This is a genomic window from Cohnella lupini (genome assembly GCF_003386205.1).
Classification (GTDB): domain Bacteria; phylum Bacillota; class Bacilli; order Paenibacillales; family Paenibacillaceae; genus Cohnella; species Cohnella lupini.
Map to the genome: position 1 here is coordinate 174,397 of NZ_QRDY01000010.1, position 19,703 is coordinate 194,099.

Consider the following 19,703-nt stretch of genomic DNA (forward strand, 5'->3'; position numbering starts at 1 on the left):
GTTATCCCCCCATCCTCGTCTGTATTTGTTCGAGCAACCCGTTGAAACCATGCTGCATGAGGTCCGTCAAAATGGATGGGTAAACGCCTAACAGTACGATAAACGCGGCCAGCGTAATCATCGGGAACGCTTCGACGAAACGCGCATCCTTCAGGTTCGCGAAGGTTTCCGGCATCGGACCGTACGTCATGTTAAGAATGCTTCGCAACACGTAGACGGCCGCGAAAAGTATGCCCAGAACTCCGATTGCGGTCAATATTTTCATCGAACCGAACAATCCCATGAAAGAGAGGAATTCCCCCACGAATCCCGACAATCCCGGGAGCCCTAACGAAGCAAGACCCGCGATGAGCAGGATGCCTGACATGAAAGGTAGCGTCTTGGCAAGTCCTCCCAGTTCGCTTAGCTGCGTCGTGTTCGTCCTTTCGTACAGACTTCCGACGATCAGGAACAGCAACGCGGAAATCAAGCCGTGGGAAACCGATTGAAAGATGGCGCCTTGCAAGCCGACTTCCTCGAAGGAAGCAATGCCCAGCAGAACGATTCCCATGTGGCTGATGCTCGAGTAAGCGAGTACGAGCTTGAAATCGCGTTGAACGCATGCAAGTATCGCGCCGTACAGAATATTGATTACCCCGAATACCGCAAGGGTTGTCGCCCATGAGTGCATTTGATCGGGAAATAGGAATAGCACGAATCTTATTAAACCGTAGACGCCCATTTTCAACAAAATACCGGAGTGAATCATGACAACCGCCGGCGGAGCTTCGGTATGCACCTTCAGCATCCATGTATGGAACGGGAAAATCGGAATCTTGATGCCGAAAGCGATCAGCAGCAACACGAATGCCGTCCATCTTGCGTTATCAGACAGAAAAATTCCTAAATACCTGGAATTCGCCGAGTCTACATTCGCGAACGCGTTCGGATCCGCTAAGTTGCTTAGAAGCACGTCGTAATTTCCGCTGAACGCCAAATTCATTCCGTCCGTCGTGCTGAACCCAAGCGTCGCGATTATGATGAGGAACGAGAGCAGCATGGCGGCGGAACCTAAACCGTTGTAAATCAGAAACCTAGTCGCGGCTTTCTCCCGATCGTAATACCCCCAGATGCCGATCAGGAAGAACATCGGAATTAGAGTCACTTCGAAGAATACGAAAAACAGGATCAGATCCCTCGCGAGAAAGACGCCGTATATCCCGGTAAGCAGTAGCAAGAAGAGGAAATAATAAGTTTTCCACCGTTTGCGAATATGCACGGAGGCCAATACCGACATCACGGAAATAATGCTAGTCAGCAGCACCATAGGCATCGATATACCATCGACCGCCAAGTTGTAGTCGAATTCCAGCCGTAGCGTGCTTACTTCGCCCGGATTGAAGAATTCGATATTCAACGGAATCTGCAGCCATGTCGAATGCTCCGCATATTCCCCTCCGCCTAGAGAAGGCTGATAAGAAGCAAATAACCACAGCGATAACAGAAGCGGGATTACGGTAAAAATGATAGCCGTTATCCGCAACCAATTGGTTCTAGCGCCGGGAAGCAACAAGACGAGGAGAGCTCCAGCAAGCGGCGTAAACGTAATGAGCGAAAGTACCGGCAGGTTATCCAGCATTACCAGAACCTCCTTCCGGCTATCGCGAGGATCAGAATCACGATTCCGATTAGCGCCGTAAGGGCGTAGGCTTGCACTTGGCCGTTCTGCAGCCGGGAGTTCAGCCTTCCGATGCCGGATACGGTATAACCGGATAAGCGCACGATGCCGTCGACGACATACTCGTCGAATAATTCAAGCGCTTTACCTAACCCATGAAGGGGTTTTACGAACAACCAATGGTACAGCTCGTCGATATAATATTTACGCTCTAGCAAAGTTACCAAGCCGGGAGCACGGGATGACACCGCGTCACGCCTTATCGAGCCCTTCACGTACATAAGCCATCCGATATATAACCCCAGCAATCCGACTGCCGCGGATACGACCATCACCAAGCCGCTCGCGCCGTGCTCCGTTTCGTCTCCGGTTAACCAATGTCCGAACCAGCCGTTAAACGGAGTTTCCACGAATCCCGATACCGTAGCCAATATCGCGAGCACGATTAGAGGTATCGTCATCACCGAAGGCGACTCCTTGGCATGCTGTCCCTCGCGGGGTTTGCCCATGAAGACGAGGAAATAAAGCCTTGCCATATACAAGGCGGTGAAGAAAGCCGCAATAGCGCCTACAATGAACAGAATCGGCTGGTCGTCGAGCGCGGCCGTCAGAATGGCGTCTTTGGACCAGAATCCGGAGAAAGGCGGAATACCCGATAGGGCCAAAGCTCCGAGACCGAAGGTCCAGGCCGTTATTTTCATTTTCTTGCCCAATCCGCCCATTTCGCGAATGTCCTGAGTATGTACGCTATGAATAACGCTACCCGCTCCAAGGAATAACAAGGCTTTGAAGAACGCATGGGTAAACAAGTGGAACATCGCCCCGGTTACCGATCCGACTCCAAGGGCCAGCATCATATAGCCGAGTTGGCTGACCGTCGAATAAGCGAGGATTCGCTTTATATCGTTCTGCGCCAATCCGATCGTAGCCGCGAAAATCGCGGTGAAAGCTCCAATAATAGCTACCGTGGTCATTGCAACCTGAGACGCTTCGAAAATATCGAACGTACGCGCCACGAGGAATACGCCCGCCGCAACCATCGTCGCCGCGTGGATGAGAGCGCTTATGGGAGTAGGACCTTCCATGGCATCGGGCAGCCATACGTGTAACGGAAACTGACCGGATTTACCGACTGCCCCAAGGAAGATCAACAAGGCGATAAGAGTGGTAATTCCCTCCGATATCGTGCCCGACTGCGTATCGAACACATTATGCAGAGCCGTGAAGTCTAGCGCGTGACCCGGCATGTACCAGAACAGGAGCAACAGGGCGATCAATAGCCCTAAGTCCCCGATCCGCGTCACGATAAATGCTTTCTTGGCGGCCGCCTTCGCTTCCGGCTTCTGATACCAGAATCCGACGAGAAGGAAGGAACACACACCTACCAGCTCCCAGAAAATATAGAAAGTTAGCAGATTGTCGGATAAAACCAAAGCCAGCATGGAACTTGTAAACAAAGCCACGTATGCGAAAAACGTCGATATTCTCTCGTCGTTTTTCATATATCCTTGCGAATATAAATTGACTAAGAATCCGACCAGAGTGACGACGACCAGCATTAGCGTGGAGAGATTCGTTACTTCGAATCCGGCGTGCAGCTGCAAGCTCCCGACCTGAATCCACTCGAATTGATTGCTGTAATCGGGTGAATTGCCGGCTAAGCGTTCCGCGGCGATGCAAAGCGACAGAACGAAGGATGCGAATGTCGCTATCGTGCCTATCCAGGCTCCCGTCCTCTTCAAGCCTTTGCCCATTGCCGTCAGGATCGCGAACGCGGCGAATGGAAATACCGGAACGAGCCAGGCATGTTCTGCAAAGAAGGTGCTCATGGAAGTTACCTCCTCAACTCGTCGAATTCGTCCACGTTCACCGTTGCGCGGCCGCGGTAGAGGACGATCAGTACCGCGATGCCGACCGCCGCTTCGGCTGCGGCGACCGTAATGGTGAACAAGGAGAAGATTTGCCCCGTTAACGAGGGGTTAATCCCGTACTTGGAGAAGGCGATCAAATTGAGATTAACCGCGTTGAGCATGAGCTCGATCGATAACAGTACGATGATGGCATTCCTTTTGGTCAATACTCCGTATAGGCCGATGCAGAACAAGACTGCCGCAAGCGTGAGATAGGAGGAAAGCATGCTCATTGCGGATCCTCCTCTCTCTTCGCCAGGGCGATCGCGCCTATAAACGCGACCGTCAGCAGCACGGAAACCAACTCGAACGGAATCGCGTACCGCGTAAAGAGCTGCAAACCGATTTCGCGGGTATTATCCTCCGAGAAGGCGATCGTCTCCGTTGGAAAATCGGCATTGCGGATTCCATAGAATAAAATTCCGAACAAACAGACGCATCCGATCGCGGCTAACGTCTCTAGCAGCGGACGCCCCGGTTCTTGTCCTTCCCCGTCGTGCTTGGTCATCATAATTCCGAAGATCATCAGGATCGTGATGGCGCCAACGTACAAGAGCACTTGCACGAACGCGAGGAATTCGGCCTCCAGGAGGACGTAAAGCCCGGCTAGAGCAATGAACGTAAAGGCGATCGACAAAGCCGTATGCACGACTTTCGTGAAATTGATCGCCATCACGGCCCCGATGATCGCGCACACCGATAAAATGAAGAAAGCGACGAACTCGCCGGTAAACTCAACGTTAAAGTTAAACACCGATTATTTGGCGCCTCCTTTCGGAGAGCCGATATTATTGTTATCCTCGCGAATGTTCAGGTTATTCTCGTATAGCCATTGTTTGTCCTTGTACAGATCGTCGCGGCTATAGGCGGCCAGCTCGAAATTATTCGTCATCACGATCGCTTCGGTCGGGCAAACTTCCGTGCACAGATCGCAGAGAATGCATATTTCGAAATTAATATCGAACGTGTCGATAACCTTCCCCTTTTTCTCCGGATCCGGATTCGCCTTTCCCGTTAGCGTGATGCAATCGGTCGGACAAATTCGCGCGCACTGGTTGCATACGATGCACTTATCCGGCTCGAAATATTGGATCCCGCGAAATCGATCCGGCATCTCGATCGGTACGTCGGGATAAGAGAGCGTCACTTTCTTGGCACCCAGCGTCTTCAGAGTTACTCCTAGACCTTTGAGCATTCCTTTCATGTCGTTAACCTCCCTACCCCATTATTTCTATACCTACCGCCGTCAAGAAAATATTGAGAATAGCAAGCGGCAGCAGTACCTTCCACGCCATCCCCATCAATTGGTCGACCCTTAATCTCGGGAAGGTCGCCCTTATCCAGAACAGCGAGAATACGATAACCGCGAATTTCAGGAAAAACCAAAGCAATCCCGGCACGAAGTCCAATTGCGGTATAGGAGAGTTCCAGCCGCCAAGGAACAGTATCGTCGTCAAGCACGCGATGGCGTAGACGTAGATGTATTCCGTGAGCATGAAGAAGGCAAACCGGAATCCGCTGTATTCGACATGATATCCGGCCACCAGCTCGGATTCCGCTTCCGGAAGGTCGAACGGGGTACGATTCAGCTCGGATACCGCCGCGATCAAGAATATGCCAAAGCCGAGTATTTGCGGAATGAAGTTCCAGTGCCAGAAGTAACCGCTTTGAGATATGACGATCTCCCGCAGGTTCAAGCTTCCGGACATCATCACGACGCCGACGACGGACATGACTAACGGCACTTCGTAACTGATCATCTGAGCCGCGGAACGCATGCCGCCGAGCAGTGAATATTTATTATTGGACGCCCAGCCGGCTACGACGATCGCGATGGTCGTTATGCCCGATAAAGCAACGTAATAGAGAAAACCGACGTTAAGATCGGCGAACTGCAGCTCCAGCGTGTAAGGGATGAAGGCCAGAACGGCGAAGGACGGTACGAACGCCAGCGCCGGCGCCAGGATGAACAATCCCCTGTCCGCCTTCTTCGGAATCGTATCCTCTTTAAGCAGGAGCTTGGATACGTCCGCGACCGTCTGCAGCAGCCCTAGGGGACCGGTTCGGTTCGGTCCCTTGCGGAATTGCATCCATCCGATGAATTTGCGTTCGAAATAGATAGCATAAGTAACGAAAATGATAACGACGGCTAGTATGCCGACCGCGGATGCGATGAATATTCCGGCATTTCCCCAGCTTAGCGGTTGATCCCAGAAATGCTGCATTAGCAGTCGACCTCCCCGAGCACGATATCGATGCCGCCGAGAATCGTGACCAGATTCGTCATGCTCTCGCCTACGAGAAGCTTAGGCAATATCTGAAGATTCACGAACGACGGCCGGCGGAATTTCAGCCGATAAGGCTCCGCCTTCCCTTTGGATACGATGTGGCACCCGATTTCTCCGCGCGGAGACTCGATACGCACGTAAATTTCCCCTGCCGGCGGCCGAATGACCCGGGGCACCTTGCCCATCGTCTCGCCGTCTCCCGGAAATTGCTCCAGGGCTTGCTCCAGAATGCGCAAGCTCTGCACGATCTCTTCCATCCTGAGTTCGTAGCGATCGAAGCAATCTCCGTTCTTCCCGACCGGAACGTCGAACTCGAACCTATCGTATAGGCTATAGGGTTCCGCTTTACGCAAATCCCATTGCACGCCAGTGCAGCGAAGATTCGCTCCGGATAATCCGTAATCGATCGCCGTCTTCGCATCGTATTTCCCGATTCCTTTGATCCGGGACAGGAAAATCTCGTTGCCGCTAACCAGATTATGATACTCGTCCAGCCGATAATGCATATCCTTGACGAATGTTTTTACTTTCTCGATCCAGCCTTCCGGAGCATCCCATTTCACTCCGCCGACTCTCATGTAATTATACGTCAGCCTCGCTCCGCATAGCTCGTTGAACATGCCGAGAATGCGTTCTCTGTCGCTGAAGGCATACAGAAAAGGGCTGATTGCTCCAATATCGAGCAGATACGTTCCCCACCACACCAAATGGCTGGCTACCCGTTGCATCTCCATGACAATGAGGCGCATGAATTCCGCGCGTTCGGGAATCTCAAGCCCCATCATTTTCTCCACCGCGTGGCAGAGCACGTAATTATTGGTCATTGCGGACACATAGTCCATGCGATCGGTATAAGGGATGATTTGAGTAAAGTTCAAGTTTTCCGCGAGCTTCTCCGTACCTCGGTGCAAATAACCCATAACGGGGGTTGCTTCCGTTATGACTTCCCCGTCCAATTTGACGACGATCCGAAACACTCCGTGCGTGCTTGGATGCTGTGGACCAACGTTGAGCAGCAGTTCTTCTGTACGAATCACGCGTGCTTACACCTCCGGGTCAAGCGGAACGTAGTCTTTGCGAAGCGGATGGCCGACCCAATCGTCCGGCATCATGATGCGTCTTAGATCCGGATGGCCGGGAAAATCGATGCCGAGCAAATCGTAGATTTCCCTCTCGTTCCAGTTAGCGGTTTCCCATATCGGAGTTACCGAAGAAACGGTTGGCTGATCTCGGCTTGTACGGACTTTCAAGCAATAACAATGGCGGGTGTCCATATTGAGCGGATAATAGACGACTTCCATATGCGTCTCATAATCTACGCCGGATACGTTGCGAAGATAACTGCAGCTTAACTCTTCATGATTCCGAAACAGCTCGGCGGACTTCAGCCAAAACTCGTTCTTGACGACGAGCGTAGGCAAGTGATCGTTGGGTTCGTTTATGTATGCTTCTTCCACCGCGTCCTCCGACACGAGCTCCCGAAGTATCGCCGCGACTCGATCTAATCTAGGTTGATTGGGGGAAGGCTCTCTCGGAGGAGCTTCTTCCCCCCCACCCTCACCGTCCGAATCTCCTGATGCTTTAGCGACGGCGCGCCCTTCCGTCCCCGCTTGCGCGGCTAGCCCGGCGGCTTGGGCCGCTGCGGCCTTAGCGGCCTCCCGTGCCTCCAGCGATGCCTTGCGTCGGGCAGCCTTCTCTTCGTCGGTCTCGACTCTGCGAGCGGGCGGCGGCGTTTCCGCTACCGGTTGCTCCGCCTGTTGTTGCTCGGCTGCAGGTATATTCGCTATCGGCGTTTCCGCTTGCGGTTGTTCGACTGCGGGCAGTTCTGCTTGCGGTTCCGCTACCGGCTCAGACTTTGGATCCGGCACCGGTGCGTCTCCCTGCTCCCGATTGTTCTCCTCGCTCACCGGCCCGTCACCTGCTTCCCGGTCTTGGCCTCGTATCGGATTTTCTCCTGCAGCTTGTTGATTCCGTATATAAGCGCCGCGGGATTGGGCGGGCAGCCCGGAATATAAACGTCAACCGGCACGATCTGGTCGACGCCTTTAATTACGGAATACGATTTCACGTATGGACCGCCCGCAGTCGCGCACGACCCCATGGCGATAACCCATTTAGGTTCGGGCATTTGATCGTACAGCCGTTTCAATAACGGCCCCATCTTCTTGGTGACCGTACCCGATACGATCATTACGTCCGCTTGGCGGGGAGAGGTTCTGAATATGACTCCAAATCGGTCAAGATCGTAGTGAGCTCCGCCGGCGGCCATCATCTCGATTGCACAGCAGGCTAAACCGAACGTCAGCGGCCATAAAGAGTTGCTGCGGGCCCAACCTTTCAACTGATCCACGGTGCCGAAGAAAACGTTGCGTTCTACTTCCTTCCGGTCTTCCGGCGATACGTTCGCTAAATCGAGTTCCATTTCAGCACCTTCTTTCTCCATGCGTACACAAGCCCTACAAGCAGCAGTCCGGCAAAAATCAGCATCTCGACTAAAGCAAATAGACCAAGCTGTTTATAAGCTACGGCCCAGGGGTAAAGGAAGACGGTTTCCACATCAAAGACGACGAACATAAGCGCATACAAATAGTATCGGACGTTAAAGCGGATCTGGCTATCTCCTACCGGTTCGTTACCGCTCTCGTAAGTGGTTTCCTTTTCTAGCGTCGGTTTATTGGGCCGCAGCTTAGAACCTAACCACAATACAAAGATCGGAAAGGCGATGCCTAGGATGAGGAAGACGGATACAATGACGTATGAATTGATGTACTTCTCCACTTCAACGCCTCCCCAAGTAAAACGGTTTTGCCGTCCTTGGGACGGCAGAAAACGTTTGTATCGAGCTATCGGATGAGTACAAATACTTAGAAATTCGTGCTCATCCGATAGTTGCAAACGAATATTTTTACCCCATGATTATAACAAATGCTCCCAATCAAGTCCACGAAAATAGCGTTTTCATTGGAAACTCGTCAGATTGGATTATAAGTCTTATGACATAGTCGACATTACGAAGTAAAACCACTGTGCAGGTCCGCACAGTGGTTTATATGCTTGCAGAATAAAAACATGCTTAACCTAATGTCGATTTCAACATCCAGATTTGTTTCTGAAGGTCTTCCACCTGTCCCGTAATAATATCCGCGGTCGCAGCATCGTCTGCTTGTTCTTCGGCCAAGGTTGCCGTTTCTTCCAAGCCTTTCACCAATAATTGCAAATCGGCGATGGTGGCGGAGAGCATGTCGTTCTCGCTCTTCGCCTTATCCGCTTCTTTAATCGTGGCCAGCGATAGAAACTCTTTCATCGTGGACACCGGCTTGCCTTCGATAGCAAGAATACGCTCCGCCAGTTCATCCAGCTTAAGCGCGGCCAGCTCGTATAACTCTTCGAATTTGACGTGAAGAACCGGGAAGTGAGGCCCTTTCACGTACCAATGGAAATGATGCAGCTTAAAGTACAATACGGACCAGTTCGCTAATTGAACGTTCAACGAATCGTTCAGTCGTGAATGTGTCTTCAATTCGGGTTTAGCTTCGAGTTGAGCTTTAGCCATGGGAATCCCTCCAACTTTGTTAAGTCTTTGTCCCTTATAACTTACCCCCAACTCGCCCCGGAGAATCATAGCCATGCATTGACTCGCAAAAAAATCGCCCGGCCAGGATCAAGAGATCCAGACGAGGGCGATTGTCGATGAGATATTGCTTATTGCTCTCCGGCAGTCTCGAGACGGCTAATGGCACGTTGAAGCGCCAATTCCGCGCGTTGAGCGTTAATGTCGGATTGCTTCTGCGCCAGACGGCGCTCCGCGCGTTCTTTCGCCATACGGGCACGGGACACATCGATGTCCGAGCCCATCTCGGCGGCTTCCGCGAGAATAACGACCTTGTCTTTGCGCACTTCCATGAAGCCGCCGTGAACGGCAATAAACTCGTTCGTATTGCCGATCTTGGCTTTAACCGGAGCGACCTTCAACGGAGTAACCAATGGGATGTGGTGAGGCAGAATACCTAGCTCGCCCGCTACGCCCTTGACGACTACCATGTTCACGTCTTTCTCGTAAACCTTGCGCTCCGGAGTTACGATCTCTAACCGTAAGGTACTCATATCGTTTCCTCCAAACCGGCGGCTGATTAAACCGCAGCAGCGAGTTTCTTCGCTTTCTCGACAGCTTCTTCGATTACGCCGACATTATGAAAAGCCGGTTCCGGAAGATCGTCATGCTTGCCTTCGAGAATCTCTTTGAAGCTGCGAATCGTTTCTTTGATCGGCGCGTATACTCCGGGAATCCCGTTGAACGCTTCCGCAACGTGCAGCGGCTGGGACAGGAACAGTTGAACGCGACGAGCACGGTGAACGACCTGCTTGTCTTCCTCGGACAACTCATCCATACCCAAGATAGCGATGATATCTTGAAGCTCTTTGTAGCGCTGAAGCAGTTTCTTAACGCCTTGAGCGACCGTGTAGTGCTCGTCGCCCACGATTTCCGGAGCTAGAATCCGGGAAGAGGAAGCAAGCGGATCTACAGCTGGGAAAATCCCCATCGCGGCGATGTTACGATCCAAGTTCGTCGTCGCGTCAAGATGCGCGAACGCCGTAGCAGGAGCCGGATCCGTATAGTCATCGGCAGGTACGTAGATCGCTTGGATCGACGTTACCGAACCTTTTTTCGTGGAAGTGATACGCTCTTGAAGCTGACCCATCTCGGTAGCCAGCGTAGGTTGGTAACCTACCGCGGAAGGCATACGTCCGAGCAATGCGGAAACCTCGGAGCCCGCTTGCGTGAAGCGGAAGATGTTATCTACGAAGAGAAGAACGTCGCGGCCTTCTTCGTCGCGGAAGTATTCCGCCATTGTCAGTCCCGTCAAAGCAACGCGCATACGAGCGCCCGGAGGCTCGTTCATCTGGCCGAATACCATGGCCAGCTTCGCGATAACGCCGGATTCCGTCATCTCGTGGTACAAGTCGTTTCCTTCGCGAGTACGCTCTCCTACGCCGGCGAATACCGAAATACCGCCATGCTCGGAAGCGATGTTGTGAATAAGCTCTTGCATCAGAACGGTTTTACCTACACCGGCACCGCCGAACAGTCCGATTTTACCGCCTTTGGTGTAAGGAGCAAGAAGGTCGACGACTTTAATGCCCGTTTCCAGCATTTCCGTCTGGGTAGTAAGATCTTCGAACAGAGGAGCCGCACGGTGAATCGGATTTACGTACGTCCGGTCTACAACGCCTTTGCCGTCGATCGAATCGCCCAATACGTTAAATACGCGACCTAGAGTCGCGGGTCCAACCGGAATCGTAATCGGGATACCAAGGTCAACCGCTTCCGTGCCTCTTACGAGACCGTCCGTGGAGGACATCGCTACCGCGCGTACCAGATTGTCGCCCAGATGCTGCGCGACTTCAACCGTAAGGCTGATGTCGTTTCCGCCTGCGCTTCCCGCTTTTGCTTCAATTTTAATCGCATTGAGTATGTCAGGCAGATGGCCGTGGTCGAATTCGATATCGACGACCGGTCCCAATACCTGAACAACGCGCCCTTTGCTCATGGTTTTACCTCCTGGAGTGCAATTAAACTCTCTCCCCGTCGGGGCTTGAGATCAACCGTCACAAATTTTATTGCTGTGCATTCGCTCCGCTGACGATTTCCGCGATTTCTTGGGTGATCGCCGCTTGCCGCGCACGGTTGTACGTGAGCGTCAGATCCGCAATCATCTTCGTCGCATTCTTCGTCGCGTTGCCCATAGCCGTCATTCTTGATCCGAACTCGCTGGCTTTGCCTTCAAGCACGGCGCTGAATACGAGCGTTTCCGCGTATTTCGGCAGCAGGACGTTGAGCACATCTTCCGGGGAAGGCTCGTACTCGTAGTCCGCTTTGTCTCCGCCCGCTTGCAGTTGGCCCAGCGGAAGAAGCCGTTTAAGCGTCGGCACTTGCGTAACCGCATTAATGAATTCGTTATAAGCCAGATAGATTTCATCGAAATTACCCGCTTCGAATCCTTGAACCGCTTTCGCCGCTATTTCTTTGATATCTGAGAACTTAGGTGAATCCGATAATCCGGTGATTTCGTCCACTAGCGCAATGTTGCGGCGCTTGAAGAAATCGCGGCCTTTCCGGCCGATGACGAATACCGCGTAATCGTCCGGTGACGGATGCTTTTCTTTAATCGTAAGCAACACCTTACGAAGGATGTTGGCGTTGTACCCGCCGGCTAGACCGCGGTCCGAAGTGATGACCAGGTAAGCCGTTCTCTTGATCGGGCGGCTCTGCAGCATCGGATGCTTGCTGCCGCCTGCGCCGGAAGCGATGCTCGATACGACTTCCTTCATCTTGTCCGTATAAGGGCGAGAAGCGATCGCGGCTTCCTGGGCTCTTCTGAGCTTAGCTGCCGCGACCATTTCCATCGCTTTCGTGATTTGCTTCGTATTCTGCTTACTCTTAATCGAGCGCTTGATTTCGCGCATACCTTTAGCCAATCGTGTCACCACCTTATTGCCGGGCCAGCCTTTAAGCAAACCCGGCTCAAGCTTATGTTACGTTCCGAGCCTTTATATGATAGCTTACGCCGTAACGGCAAAGCCCTTCTTGAACGCTGCGATCGCATCGACCAAAGCTTTGTCCGTTTCCGCGGTCAAATCTTTCGTGTCGCGAATCGAGTTGAAGATTTCCGGACGGTTCGCATCCACGTAAGACAAGAATTCCGCTTCGAAACGACGAACGTCTTGCACCGGAATCGTATCGACATGACCTTTGGTCACGATATACAAGGATACGACTTGGCGCTCGACCGACAACGGTTGGTTAACGCCTTGTTTAAGAATTTCAAGCGTACGGATACCGCGATCTAGACGCGATTTCGTAACTTTATCGAGGTCGGATCCGAATTGCGCGAAAGCCGCTAGCTCGCGGTATTGCGCAAGGTCGGTTTTCAAAGTACCGGCGACCTTCTTCATGGCCTTGATTTGCGCGGAGCTACCTACCCGGGATACGGAGATACCGACGTTAACCGCCGGACGTTGACCGGAGTAGAAGAGATCTGCCTCAAGGAAAATTTGACCGTCGGTAATGGAGATAACGTTGGTCGGAATATAAGCGGAAACGTCGCCCGCTTGCGTCTCGATGAACGGCAACGCGGTCATGGAACCGCCGCCCAACTCATCGTTCAGCTTTGCTGCGCGCTCGAGTAGACGGGAGTGGAGATAGAATACGTCGCCCGGATACGCTTCGCGGCCCGGAGGACGGCGTAGCAACAAGGAAAGCTCGCGGTATGCGGCTGCTTGCTTGGTCAAGTCATCGTAAATGATTAGAACGTGTTTGCCGTTGTACATAAAGTACTCGCCCATGGAGCAACCCGTGTAAGGCGCCAGGTACAGCAACGGAGCCGGTTCGGATGCGCTAGCGGTAACTACGATCGTGTAATCGAGAGCGCCGTGCTTGCGAAGGGTTTCAACAACGCCGCGAACGGTCGATTGCTTCTGCCCGATTGCAACGTAGATACAAATAACTCCGTTGCCTTTTTGGTTAACGATCGTATCGATCGCGATCGTCGTTTTACCGGTTTGACGGTCTCCGATGATCAATTCCCGTTGGCCGCGGCCTACCGGAATCATAGCATCGATGGCTTTAATACCCGTCTGCATCGGTTCATGTACGGATTTCCGAGCCATAACGCCCGGAGCCGGAGATTCGACCGGACGAGATTTCGTCGTGTTGATCGGACCGTTGCCGTCAACGGGTTGGCCGAGCGCGTTTACGACCCGTCCGAGCAATTCCTCGCCTACAGGCACTTCCATGATGCGTCCGGTTCTCTTCACTTGGTCTCCTTCGCGGATTCCGGTGAAAGGTCCCATGATGACGACACCCACGTTATCTTCCTCTAGGTTGAGGGCCATGCCCACTACGCCATTGGAAAATTCGAGCAATTCCCCCGCCATACATTTCTCCAAGCCATGAACGCGCGCGATTCCGTCCCCTACTTGGATGACGGTACCGACGTCAACGACTTGAATATCGGATTGATATTGCTCGATCTGTTGCTTGATCAATGTGCTGATTTCTTCGGGCCTAATGCTCAATTCGTTCACCCCTGTCTCCATTGCTAACAAATGGTATTGTTCGTGCGGCTTCGCCGCGCGTGCTATATCGTGACCGTAGTCTCTTATTTCGTTGATGCCTGAAGCGTCTTATCCAATCGGTCAAGCTTACCGCGAAGGCTTCCGTCGTAAAGCGTATCGCCGATGCGAACGGTAAGTCCTCCCAGCAGATTCGGGTTCACGCTATTGGATACCCGGACCGACTTGCCTAACAATGCTCCGAACTTATCCGCCAGCTTGGATTGTTCGCCGTCCGTCATCGGTTGGAACGAGACGACTTCAGCGTCCGCCCGACCTAGTTTTTCTCCCGCTACTTGAAGGTAAGCGGCAAGCACCGCGGCCAATTCGCCATCGCGCCCGCGTTCGATCAGTAAGCCGACCAAATTCAGGACGATCGGAGAGACTTGGGTTCCGAATGCTTGGAGGAGAGTTTGTTTCTTCGCCTCTAGAGTGATGTTGGGAGCCGTAAGGAACGCGCGAACGTCGGCGTTGCTCTCTACGACTTCAACGATCAGCTTCAATTGGGCTTCCGTTTCCACTACTAGGCCTTTTTCAAGAGCGAGTTGGAAAAGCGCCTTAGCGTAACGCTTGGCGACTACCGAACCGCGGCTCATGACTTATTCCCTACGTCTTGCAGATACTGATCGACAAGTTGCTTCTGGGATTGCTCGTCGACTTGTTTTTCGATGATTTTGGAAGCAATCAGGACGGACAAGCCGCTAACCTGCGCTTTTAATGCCGCAACCGCTTTGTTCTTCTCGGTTTCGATATCGCGAACCGCGTCTTCCTTGATGCGATTGGACTCGTTGCGAGCCGATTGAACGATTTCGTCCGCTTGCTTGGAACCCGTCGTTCTCGCTTGCTCGATGATATCGTGAGCTTCCTTGCGAGCCTGTTGAAGGGCTTGTTTCTGTTCTTCGATCAAACGTTCCGCGTCGGTACGATTATTCTGCGCGCTGTCCATTTGCTCCTGAACGAGTTGACGGCGCTTCTCCATTACGCTGAACAAAGGCTTGAACGCAAAGCGCGACAAGAGCCAGAACAGAATGGCAAAGGAAATTAGTTGGATAAAAAAATTGGACCAAGTGATTGTCACCGACCTACACTCCTTTCACACGGCTCTTCTCAAGCTACGTGCATTAACTGCAAAAGGAAGGCGTGGAGGGATTTCCGACTCCGCGCCTTACGTTTAGATAAAATTGATTATTTCGCCCACATGAATGCAAGAACGAGGGAGATGATCGGCATAGCCTCAACGAGACCTACCCCTACGAAAGCAGTTGCAGTAAGAGTACCGCGAAGCTCGGGCTGACGGGAAATACCTTCGACCGTTTTGCTGAAAATCAAACCGTTACCAATACCTGCGCCAAGCGCACCAAGACCAAACACGACACCAGCTGCTAAATATCCGTATTCCATTGTGTAAATCCTCCTCGAATAATTGGGTTTTGTTTATTAGTGATCCTCTTCATGAACGATGGACTGCGAGATATAAACCATAGTCAGCATCGTGAATACAAACGCTTGAATCGCACCTACGAAGATACTGAACCCCTGCCATACTAACATCGCCGGGATCCCGATCCACCCCATGCCCAGAATAACTCCGATCATAACCTCGCCGGCGAAAATGTTGCCGAAAAGCCGCAATCCGAGCGTCAAAGGCTTGGACACAATCTCGATCAAGTGAATCGGCAAGAAGACCAAATTCGGATTGTGCGTATAGTGCTTGAGATAATGCTTGGTATTGTGGCGCAAGCCTTGAATATGGGATAGCACGATGACGATTAACGCCAACGCCATTGTCATGGCTGCATCGGCCGTCGGCGATTTCCACCAAGACCACGCCAAATGCTCATGCTCGCCTTTCACGATAAGCTCTTGCCCGAACACCGTCGGAATATGAGAGCCATGCGCTTCCGTGATGATGCTGAACGGAAGGCCCAACATATTGGAAACAAAAATGTAGAGGATGAGCGTCAAGCCGAGCGCAAGATAAGGCTTGCCTTTCTTGAAGTCCATCGTTTGACCGATGATCCCTTGAACGAATTCGACGATCCACTCCATAAAGTTCTGAAGCTTGCCGGGATTCTCGACCGACAGATTGCGCACGGCTAGGCGAGCAAGGATGAATACGACAAGGCTCGAAAGGACGACCATCATAATGGCGGCTAAATCGAATTCAATTCCGCCGATCTCGATCAGTGGTACTAAATGTTCCATATTGTCATTTTTCACCCCTTTCGTCAGTGGAATGTCCATCTTTCGGACGGCGAATGGTGAATAATCCCAATAACAGTGTCACCAACGGTATAGCTAATATTCCTGCTGCCGTCGCCGCGAGATTGAACTGCAACATCTCCACGGACACAAGGGCGGCCAGCACTCCGATGGCTGCGCGGGATATAAACCCGAATCCCGATCTGCTCTTCCGGCCGATAACTGCGTTATCAGCAATGCGGCTTGTTTTCCAGGCCAGATGAAACGAACCCAGCAAACCGCCGATCACGCCAATCATAAAACCGCCGAGATAAGACTTGTAATCGGGCATAATCGCGAAGCCTATGCAGCCCAAGGACAAAAAAAAGAAAGTAATGCGAGTCGTACGTCTTAACAAAGCAGGCAAATCTTCCTTCACGGTCTTCCAGCCCCCGTAAACTTCCGGATCAGCGCCACGGCCGACCCAATACCGGCAACCAGTCCGACCACGACTCCGGTCAAATACCCGTAATCCGTGCCGTTCCGATCGTCGTACACCGTTCCCAGCCACCAGCCGAGACCGACGCAGACAGCCAACTCCACGCCTAAACCCGCAACGAGACCGGCGGTTCGCCAAGGGTTCTCATCTTGCGGTAAGTCGGGCTTGCGGGGAGAATCCGCCATGAATTCGTCGCTCCTTTGACGCTGCACGGGTAGTAAAAAGGGGTAAAGTAAGCCCTTTCTTCCCATGTTTCACGATTTATTGTATCGTTCGGCGACAACGTTTGTCAATTGATCGAAAATCAAACATTATGTGAACGCCATAAGTACAAAGCCCTTTAGATCAAGTGTTCCCGGGCTTTAAAACCGTACAGTTCCGCTGTATGCTGTACGTTTTTCGACATGATACGAATCGGCGCAACAATGATCCGCTGCCCGCGAGGAAATTCATTGAAATATTTGGCACCTTCCGACAGAGAAAAAAGGCCCCTCACGGAGCCTTTTTTCCTGCATTTGAGCTTATCGGGCGAACGGCTCGGGACGCTTGCCCTTACCGAAGTGATGAAGGATGGCATTCACGATGCGGCGGGAGGCTTGTCCGTCTCCATACGGATTAGCCGCTTGGCTCATGCGTTCGTACAATTCTCCGTCCGTTAGCAATGCTTTCGCTCGGCCGTAAACATTCTCCTCTTCCATTCCCACTAACTCCAACGTCCCCGCTTCGATGCCTTCCGGACGTTCCGTCGTTTCTCTAAGGACGAGTACGGGAACTCCGTAGGAAGGAGCTTCTTCTTGCAGGCCGCCGGAATCGGTCAGAATAAGATGAGTATGCGGATAGAAGTTATGCAACTCGACGACGTCGAGCGGATCGATCAGCTTGATCCGGGGATGATCGCCGAGAATTTCTTGCGCCGGTCCTTTTACGGCCGGGCTTAGATGAACGGGATAGACAATGGCGATATCCTCGAATTCGTCCGCGATGCGCTTCACCGCGCGGAAGATCTGGCGATGAGGTTCTCCCTGAGCTTCGCGGCGATGGGCCGTCATCAGGATCAGTCTCTTTCCCGCCGCCCAATCCAGAACCGGATGGGAGAAATCCTGCTTTACCGTGTATTGGAATACGTCCGTAACCGTATTGCCCGTCACGTAGATCTGGTCTTCGCTTTTGTTTTCCTTGCGCAAGTTCCCGGCGGACCAATCGGTCGGAGCGAAATGAAGATCGGCGATCACGCCGGTCAATTGACGGTTCATCTCTTCCGGATAAGGAGACAGCTTGTTCCAAGTCCGCAAGCCCGCCTCGACGTGACCGACTTTGATCTGCTGCATGAACGAAGCGTAGCTTGCCAGGAATGTCGTCAAGGTATCGCCATGCACAAGTACGATATCCGGCTTGGCCTCTCTCAGTACGGGCTCAAGTCCCTGCAACACCCGAATCGAGATTTCGTTAAGCGTTTGGTTAGCTTGCATGACGTCCAGATCGAAATCAGGTTTGATCTCGAACACCTCGAGAACCTGATCCAACATCTGCCGATGCTGCGCGGTGACGCACACTAAGGGCTCGATCGCGTCCGGGTATTTCTGAAGCTCCAATATTAAAGGCGCCATCTTGATCGCTTCAGGGCGCACTCCGAAAATAGTCATGACTTTGATTTTATCGCTCACTCGGTTTTTCCCCCTATAACATGCCGAACGGACGCAGTTCTATCGCCCGCTTATCCGCGGGTACGGAATACGGCATTAAATGTACTATTTCGTTCCGTACAAACGGTCCCCGGCATCGCCTAAACCGGGTACGATATAACCGTTATCGTTTAACTTCTCGTCCAGTGCAGCCAAGTAAATATCGATGTCGGGATGACGCTCTTGCACCGCTCTGACCCCTTCCGGCGCTGCGATTAGGCACATCAGCTTGGTCGGACGGCAACCTTTGTTCTTAAGCATGTCGAGCGCCGCGTTCGCCGAACCGCCCGTCGCGAGCATCGGATCGATGACGATCAGCTCCCGCTCGGCCACGTCGGAAGGAAGACTGCAATAATACTCCACGGGCTGCAAAGTTTCGTGATCTCTATAAAGCCCGATATGTCCGACCTTCGCGGATGGAATGATTTTCAGAACGCCGTCCACCATGCCAAGTCCCGCTCGCAAAATAGGGATAAGACCCATCATTCTGCCCGCGATCACTTTGCCTTCCGCGGTTTGAATCGGAGTTTCTACCTGGACCGTCGAGAGAGGAACGTCCCTCGTTATTTCGTAAGCCATCAGCATGGACACTTCATCGACCAGCTCGCGGAACTGCTTTGTATTTGTCATTTTGTCACGGATGAAAGTGACTTTGTGTTGGATCAACGGATGATCGCAAATGACGAGTCTTCCCATTATGTTCTTCCCTTTCCACTGCGAACCGACAACCCATTAAGCGAGCATCGGACGCTATCCTATGTATCTTGCCCGTACATTATATCATTGTCTCCGAACAGGTGCATAACATCCGCGAAATCGCCCGACAGGCTCGAAGGGCTTGCACCGCAAACTGGACCCCGACACCGATCCATAGGCATTTGCATAGCATGAATCAGAAAGCTACAGGAGGAATGCCCATGCAAGCGCGCAACGCGGATAATCCCGCCCAAGTGTACAAAGCGGATAACCAATGGTCGGAACAGGTAAGGAAAACCCGCCAGAAGCTCGCGGGCATTTGCGGTCAATGCATGAATCAAGCCGTGCGGATACAGACGCTGGACGGACATACCTACGAAGGCATCGTCGTCGGGTCGGATAACTCGTACCTTCACATCATGACCGGCGATACCCGATTTTTCGGTCCGTATGCCTCGAATGCCATTCTGACTCTCGTCTTGTACGAATTGTTGGTCATTACTTTGTTAATATAAGGTAACGAAAATGTGGCTGGCGACTGTTCCGATTTACGCAGAAAAACCCGAAAACCGACATCGTCGGCTGGTATTATCCCCTTCAGGTAGACACTCGAAAAAAACCTTATGTTATCATGAGGAACGAGTGAACTTGAAGGGGATATTTTTATGGCTAAAAAGG

24 protein-coding genes are annotated in these 19,703 nt (G+C 52.3%); 1 reads left to right on the forward strand and 23 read right to left on the reverse strand.

All coding sequences use genetic code 11. The features are described from left to right. Nucleotide 1: 1 nt before the first annotated feature. The 23 genes from DFP95_RS17590 to upp all read right to left on the reverse strand — a co-directional run bounded on the left by DFP95_RS17590 (nt 2) and on the right by upp (nt 19,025). The gene (locus tag DFP95_RS17590) at nt 2-1,618 is read right to left on the reverse strand and encodes a complex I subunit 4 family protein (protein ID WP_115993956.1); all 1,617 of its coding nucleotides are present in this window, start codon (nt 1,616-1,618) and stop codon (nt 2-4) included. Next, complete coding sequence (gene nuoL, locus DFP95_RS17595; RefSeq protein ID WP_115993957.1) at nt 1,618-3,486, reverse strand: NADH-quinone oxidoreductase subunit L; 1,869 nt, start codon at nt 3,484-3,486, stop codon at nt 1,618-1,620. The genes DFP95_RS17590 and nuoL overlap by 1 nt, the downstream gene beginning before the upstream one ends. Before the next feature lie 5 nt (nt 3,487-3,491). Then, nucleotides 3,492-3,794 (reverse strand): NADH-quinone oxidoreductase subunit NuoK, encoded by a 303-nt coding sequence (nuoK, locus tag DFP95_RS17600; RefSeq protein WP_425453297.1) that lies wholly within the window; start codon nt 3,792-3,794, stop codon nt 3,492-3,494. 2 nt (nt 3,795-3,796) lie between these two features. Then, complete coding sequence (locus DFP95_RS17605) at nt 3,797-4,321, reverse strand: NADH-quinone oxidoreductase subunit J (protein ID WP_115993959.1); 525 nt, start codon at nt 4,319-4,321, stop codon at nt 3,797-3,799. A 3-nt stretch (nt 4,322-4,324) separates the two neighbouring features. After that, complete coding sequence (gene nuoI, locus DFP95_RS17610; RefSeq protein ID WP_115993960.1) at nt 4,325-4,771, reverse strand: NADH-quinone oxidoreductase subunit NuoI; 447 nt, start codon at nt 4,769-4,771, stop codon at nt 4,325-4,327. A 13-nt stretch (nt 4,772-4,784) separates the two neighbouring features. Next, nucleotides 4,785-5,792 carry an NADH-quinone oxidoreductase subunit NuoH gene (gene nuoH, locus DFP95_RS17615; RefSeq protein ID WP_115993961.1) on the reverse strand — a complete coding sequence of 336 codons (1,008 nt, stop codon included), beginning with the start codon at nt 5,790-5,792 and terminating at the stop codon, nt 4,785-4,787. Continuing rightward, entirely contained in the window at nt 5,792-6,892 is a 1,101-nt protein-coding gene (locus DFP95_RS17620) for an NADH-quinone oxidoreductase subunit D (protein ID WP_115993962.1), read from the reverse strand. The genes nuoH and DFP95_RS17620 overlap by 1 nt, the downstream gene beginning before the upstream one ends. A 6-nt stretch (nt 6,893-6,898) precedes the next feature. Then, complete coding sequence (locus DFP95_RS29640; RefSeq protein WP_281273424.1) at nt 6,899-7,762, reverse strand: NADH-quinone oxidoreductase subunit C; 864 nt, start codon at nt 7,760-7,762, stop codon at nt 6,899-6,901. Next, the gene (locus DFP95_RS17630; protein WP_115993964.1) at nt 7,759-8,277 is read right to left on the reverse strand and encodes a NuoB/complex I 20 kDa subunit family protein; all 519 of its coding nucleotides are present in this window, start codon (nt 8,275-8,277) and stop codon (nt 7,759-7,761) included. The genes DFP95_RS29640 and DFP95_RS17630 overlap by 4 nt, the downstream gene beginning before the upstream one ends. Beyond that, a complete protein-coding gene (locus DFP95_RS17635; RefSeq protein WP_115993965.1) occupies nt 8,262-8,633 on the reverse strand; it encodes an NADH-quinone oxidoreductase subunit A in 372 nt (123 codons plus the stop codon). Before DFP95_RS17635 ends, DFP95_RS17630 begins: the two co-directional genes overlap by 16 nt. 295 nt (nt 8,634-8,928) lie before the next feature. After that, on the reverse strand, nt 8,929-9,408 hold the full coding sequence (locus tag DFP95_RS17640) for a Dps family protein (RefSeq protein WP_115993966.1): 480 nt from the start codon (nt 9,406-9,408) through the stop codon (nt 8,929-8,931). 149 nt (nt 9,409-9,557) lie between these two features. Then, nucleotides 9,558-9,959: a F0F1 ATP synthase subunit epsilon gene (locus DFP95_RS17645; protein ID WP_115993967.1), complete on the reverse strand. Its 402-nt coding sequence runs from the start codon at nt 9,957-9,959 to the stop codon at nt 9,558-9,560. 26 nt (nt 9,960-9,985) lie between these two features. Next, a complete protein-coding gene (gene atpD / locus DFP95_RS17650; protein ID WP_115993968.1) occupies nt 9,986-11,404 on the reverse strand; it encodes a F0F1 ATP synthase subunit beta in 1,419 nt (472 codons plus the stop codon). 67 nt (nt 11,405-11,471) lie between these two features. Next, nucleotides 11,472-12,332 (reverse strand): ATP synthase F1 subunit gamma, encoded by an 861-nt coding sequence (gene atpG / locus DFP95_RS17655; protein WP_115993969.1) that lies wholly within the window; start codon nt 12,330-12,332, stop codon nt 11,472-11,474. An 84-nt stretch (nt 12,333-12,416) separates the two neighbouring features. Beyond that, nucleotides 12,417-13,931 carry a F0F1 ATP synthase subunit alpha gene (gene atpA / locus DFP95_RS17660; RefSeq protein WP_115993994.1) on the reverse strand — a complete coding sequence of 505 codons (1,515 nt, stop codon included), beginning with the start codon at nt 13,929-13,931 and terminating at the stop codon, nt 12,417-12,419. Between the two features lie 83 nt (nt 13,932-14,014). Then, nucleotides 14,015-14,563, reverse strand: coding sequence for a F0F1 ATP synthase subunit delta (locus DFP95_RS17665; RefSeq protein ID WP_115993970.1), 549 nt, complete (start codon nt 14,561-14,563; stop codon nt 14,015-14,017). Continuing rightward, the gene (atpF, locus tag DFP95_RS17670; RefSeq protein WP_115993971.1) at nt 14,560-15,045 is read right to left on the reverse strand and encodes a F0F1 ATP synthase subunit B; all 486 of its coding nucleotides are present in this window, start codon (nt 15,043-15,045) and stop codon (nt 14,560-14,562) included. The genes DFP95_RS17665 and atpF overlap by 4 nt, the downstream gene beginning before the upstream one ends. Nucleotides 15,046-15,152: 107 nt before the next feature. After that, the gene (gene atpE, locus DFP95_RS17675) at nt 15,153-15,368 is read right to left on the reverse strand and encodes a F0F1 ATP synthase subunit C (protein WP_115993972.1); all 216 of its coding nucleotides are present in this window, start codon (nt 15,366-15,368) and stop codon (nt 15,153-15,155) included. Between the two features lie 36 nt (nt 15,369-15,404). After that, nucleotides 15,405-16,172: a F0F1 ATP synthase subunit A gene (atpB, locus tag DFP95_RS17680; protein WP_115993973.1), complete on the reverse strand. Its 768-nt coding sequence runs from the start codon at nt 16,170-16,172 to the stop codon at nt 15,405-15,407. Nucleotides 16,173-16,176: 4 nt separating this feature from the next. After that, nucleotides 16,177-16,587: an ATP synthase subunit I gene (locus DFP95_RS17685; protein WP_115993974.1), complete on the reverse strand. Its 411-nt coding sequence runs from the start codon at nt 16,585-16,587 to the stop codon at nt 16,177-16,179. Then, nucleotides 16,584-16,832 carry an AtpZ/AtpI family protein gene (locus DFP95_RS17690; protein ID WP_115993975.1) on the reverse strand — a complete coding sequence of 83 codons (249 nt, stop codon included), beginning with the start codon at nt 16,830-16,832 and terminating at the stop codon, nt 16,584-16,586. Before DFP95_RS17690 ends, DFP95_RS17685 begins: the two co-directional genes overlap by 4 nt. A 336-nt stretch (nt 16,833-17,168) precedes the next feature. Then, nucleotides 17,169-18,290, reverse strand: coding sequence for a non-hydrolyzing UDP-N-acetylglucosamine 2-epimerase (wecB, locus tag DFP95_RS17695; RefSeq protein ID WP_115993995.1), 1,122 nt, complete (start codon nt 18,288-18,290; stop codon nt 17,169-17,171). 105 nt (nt 18,291-18,395) lie between these two features. Beyond that, nucleotides 18,396-19,025 carry a uracil phosphoribosyltransferase gene (gene upp, locus DFP95_RS17700; RefSeq protein WP_115993976.1) on the reverse strand — a complete coding sequence of 210 codons (630 nt, stop codon included), beginning with the start codon at nt 19,023-19,025 and terminating at the stop codon, nt 18,396-18,398. A 221-nt stretch (nt 19,026-19,246) separates the two neighbouring features. On the opposite strand from upp, the gene DFP95_RS17705 reads away from it, so the two are divergent. Continuing rightward, the gene (locus tag DFP95_RS17705) at nt 19,247-19,540 is read left to right on the forward strand and encodes an LSm family protein (protein ID WP_115993977.1); all 294 of its coding nucleotides are present in this window, start codon (nt 19,247-19,249) and stop codon (nt 19,538-19,540) included. Nucleotides 19,541-19,703: the final 163 nt, after the last annotated feature.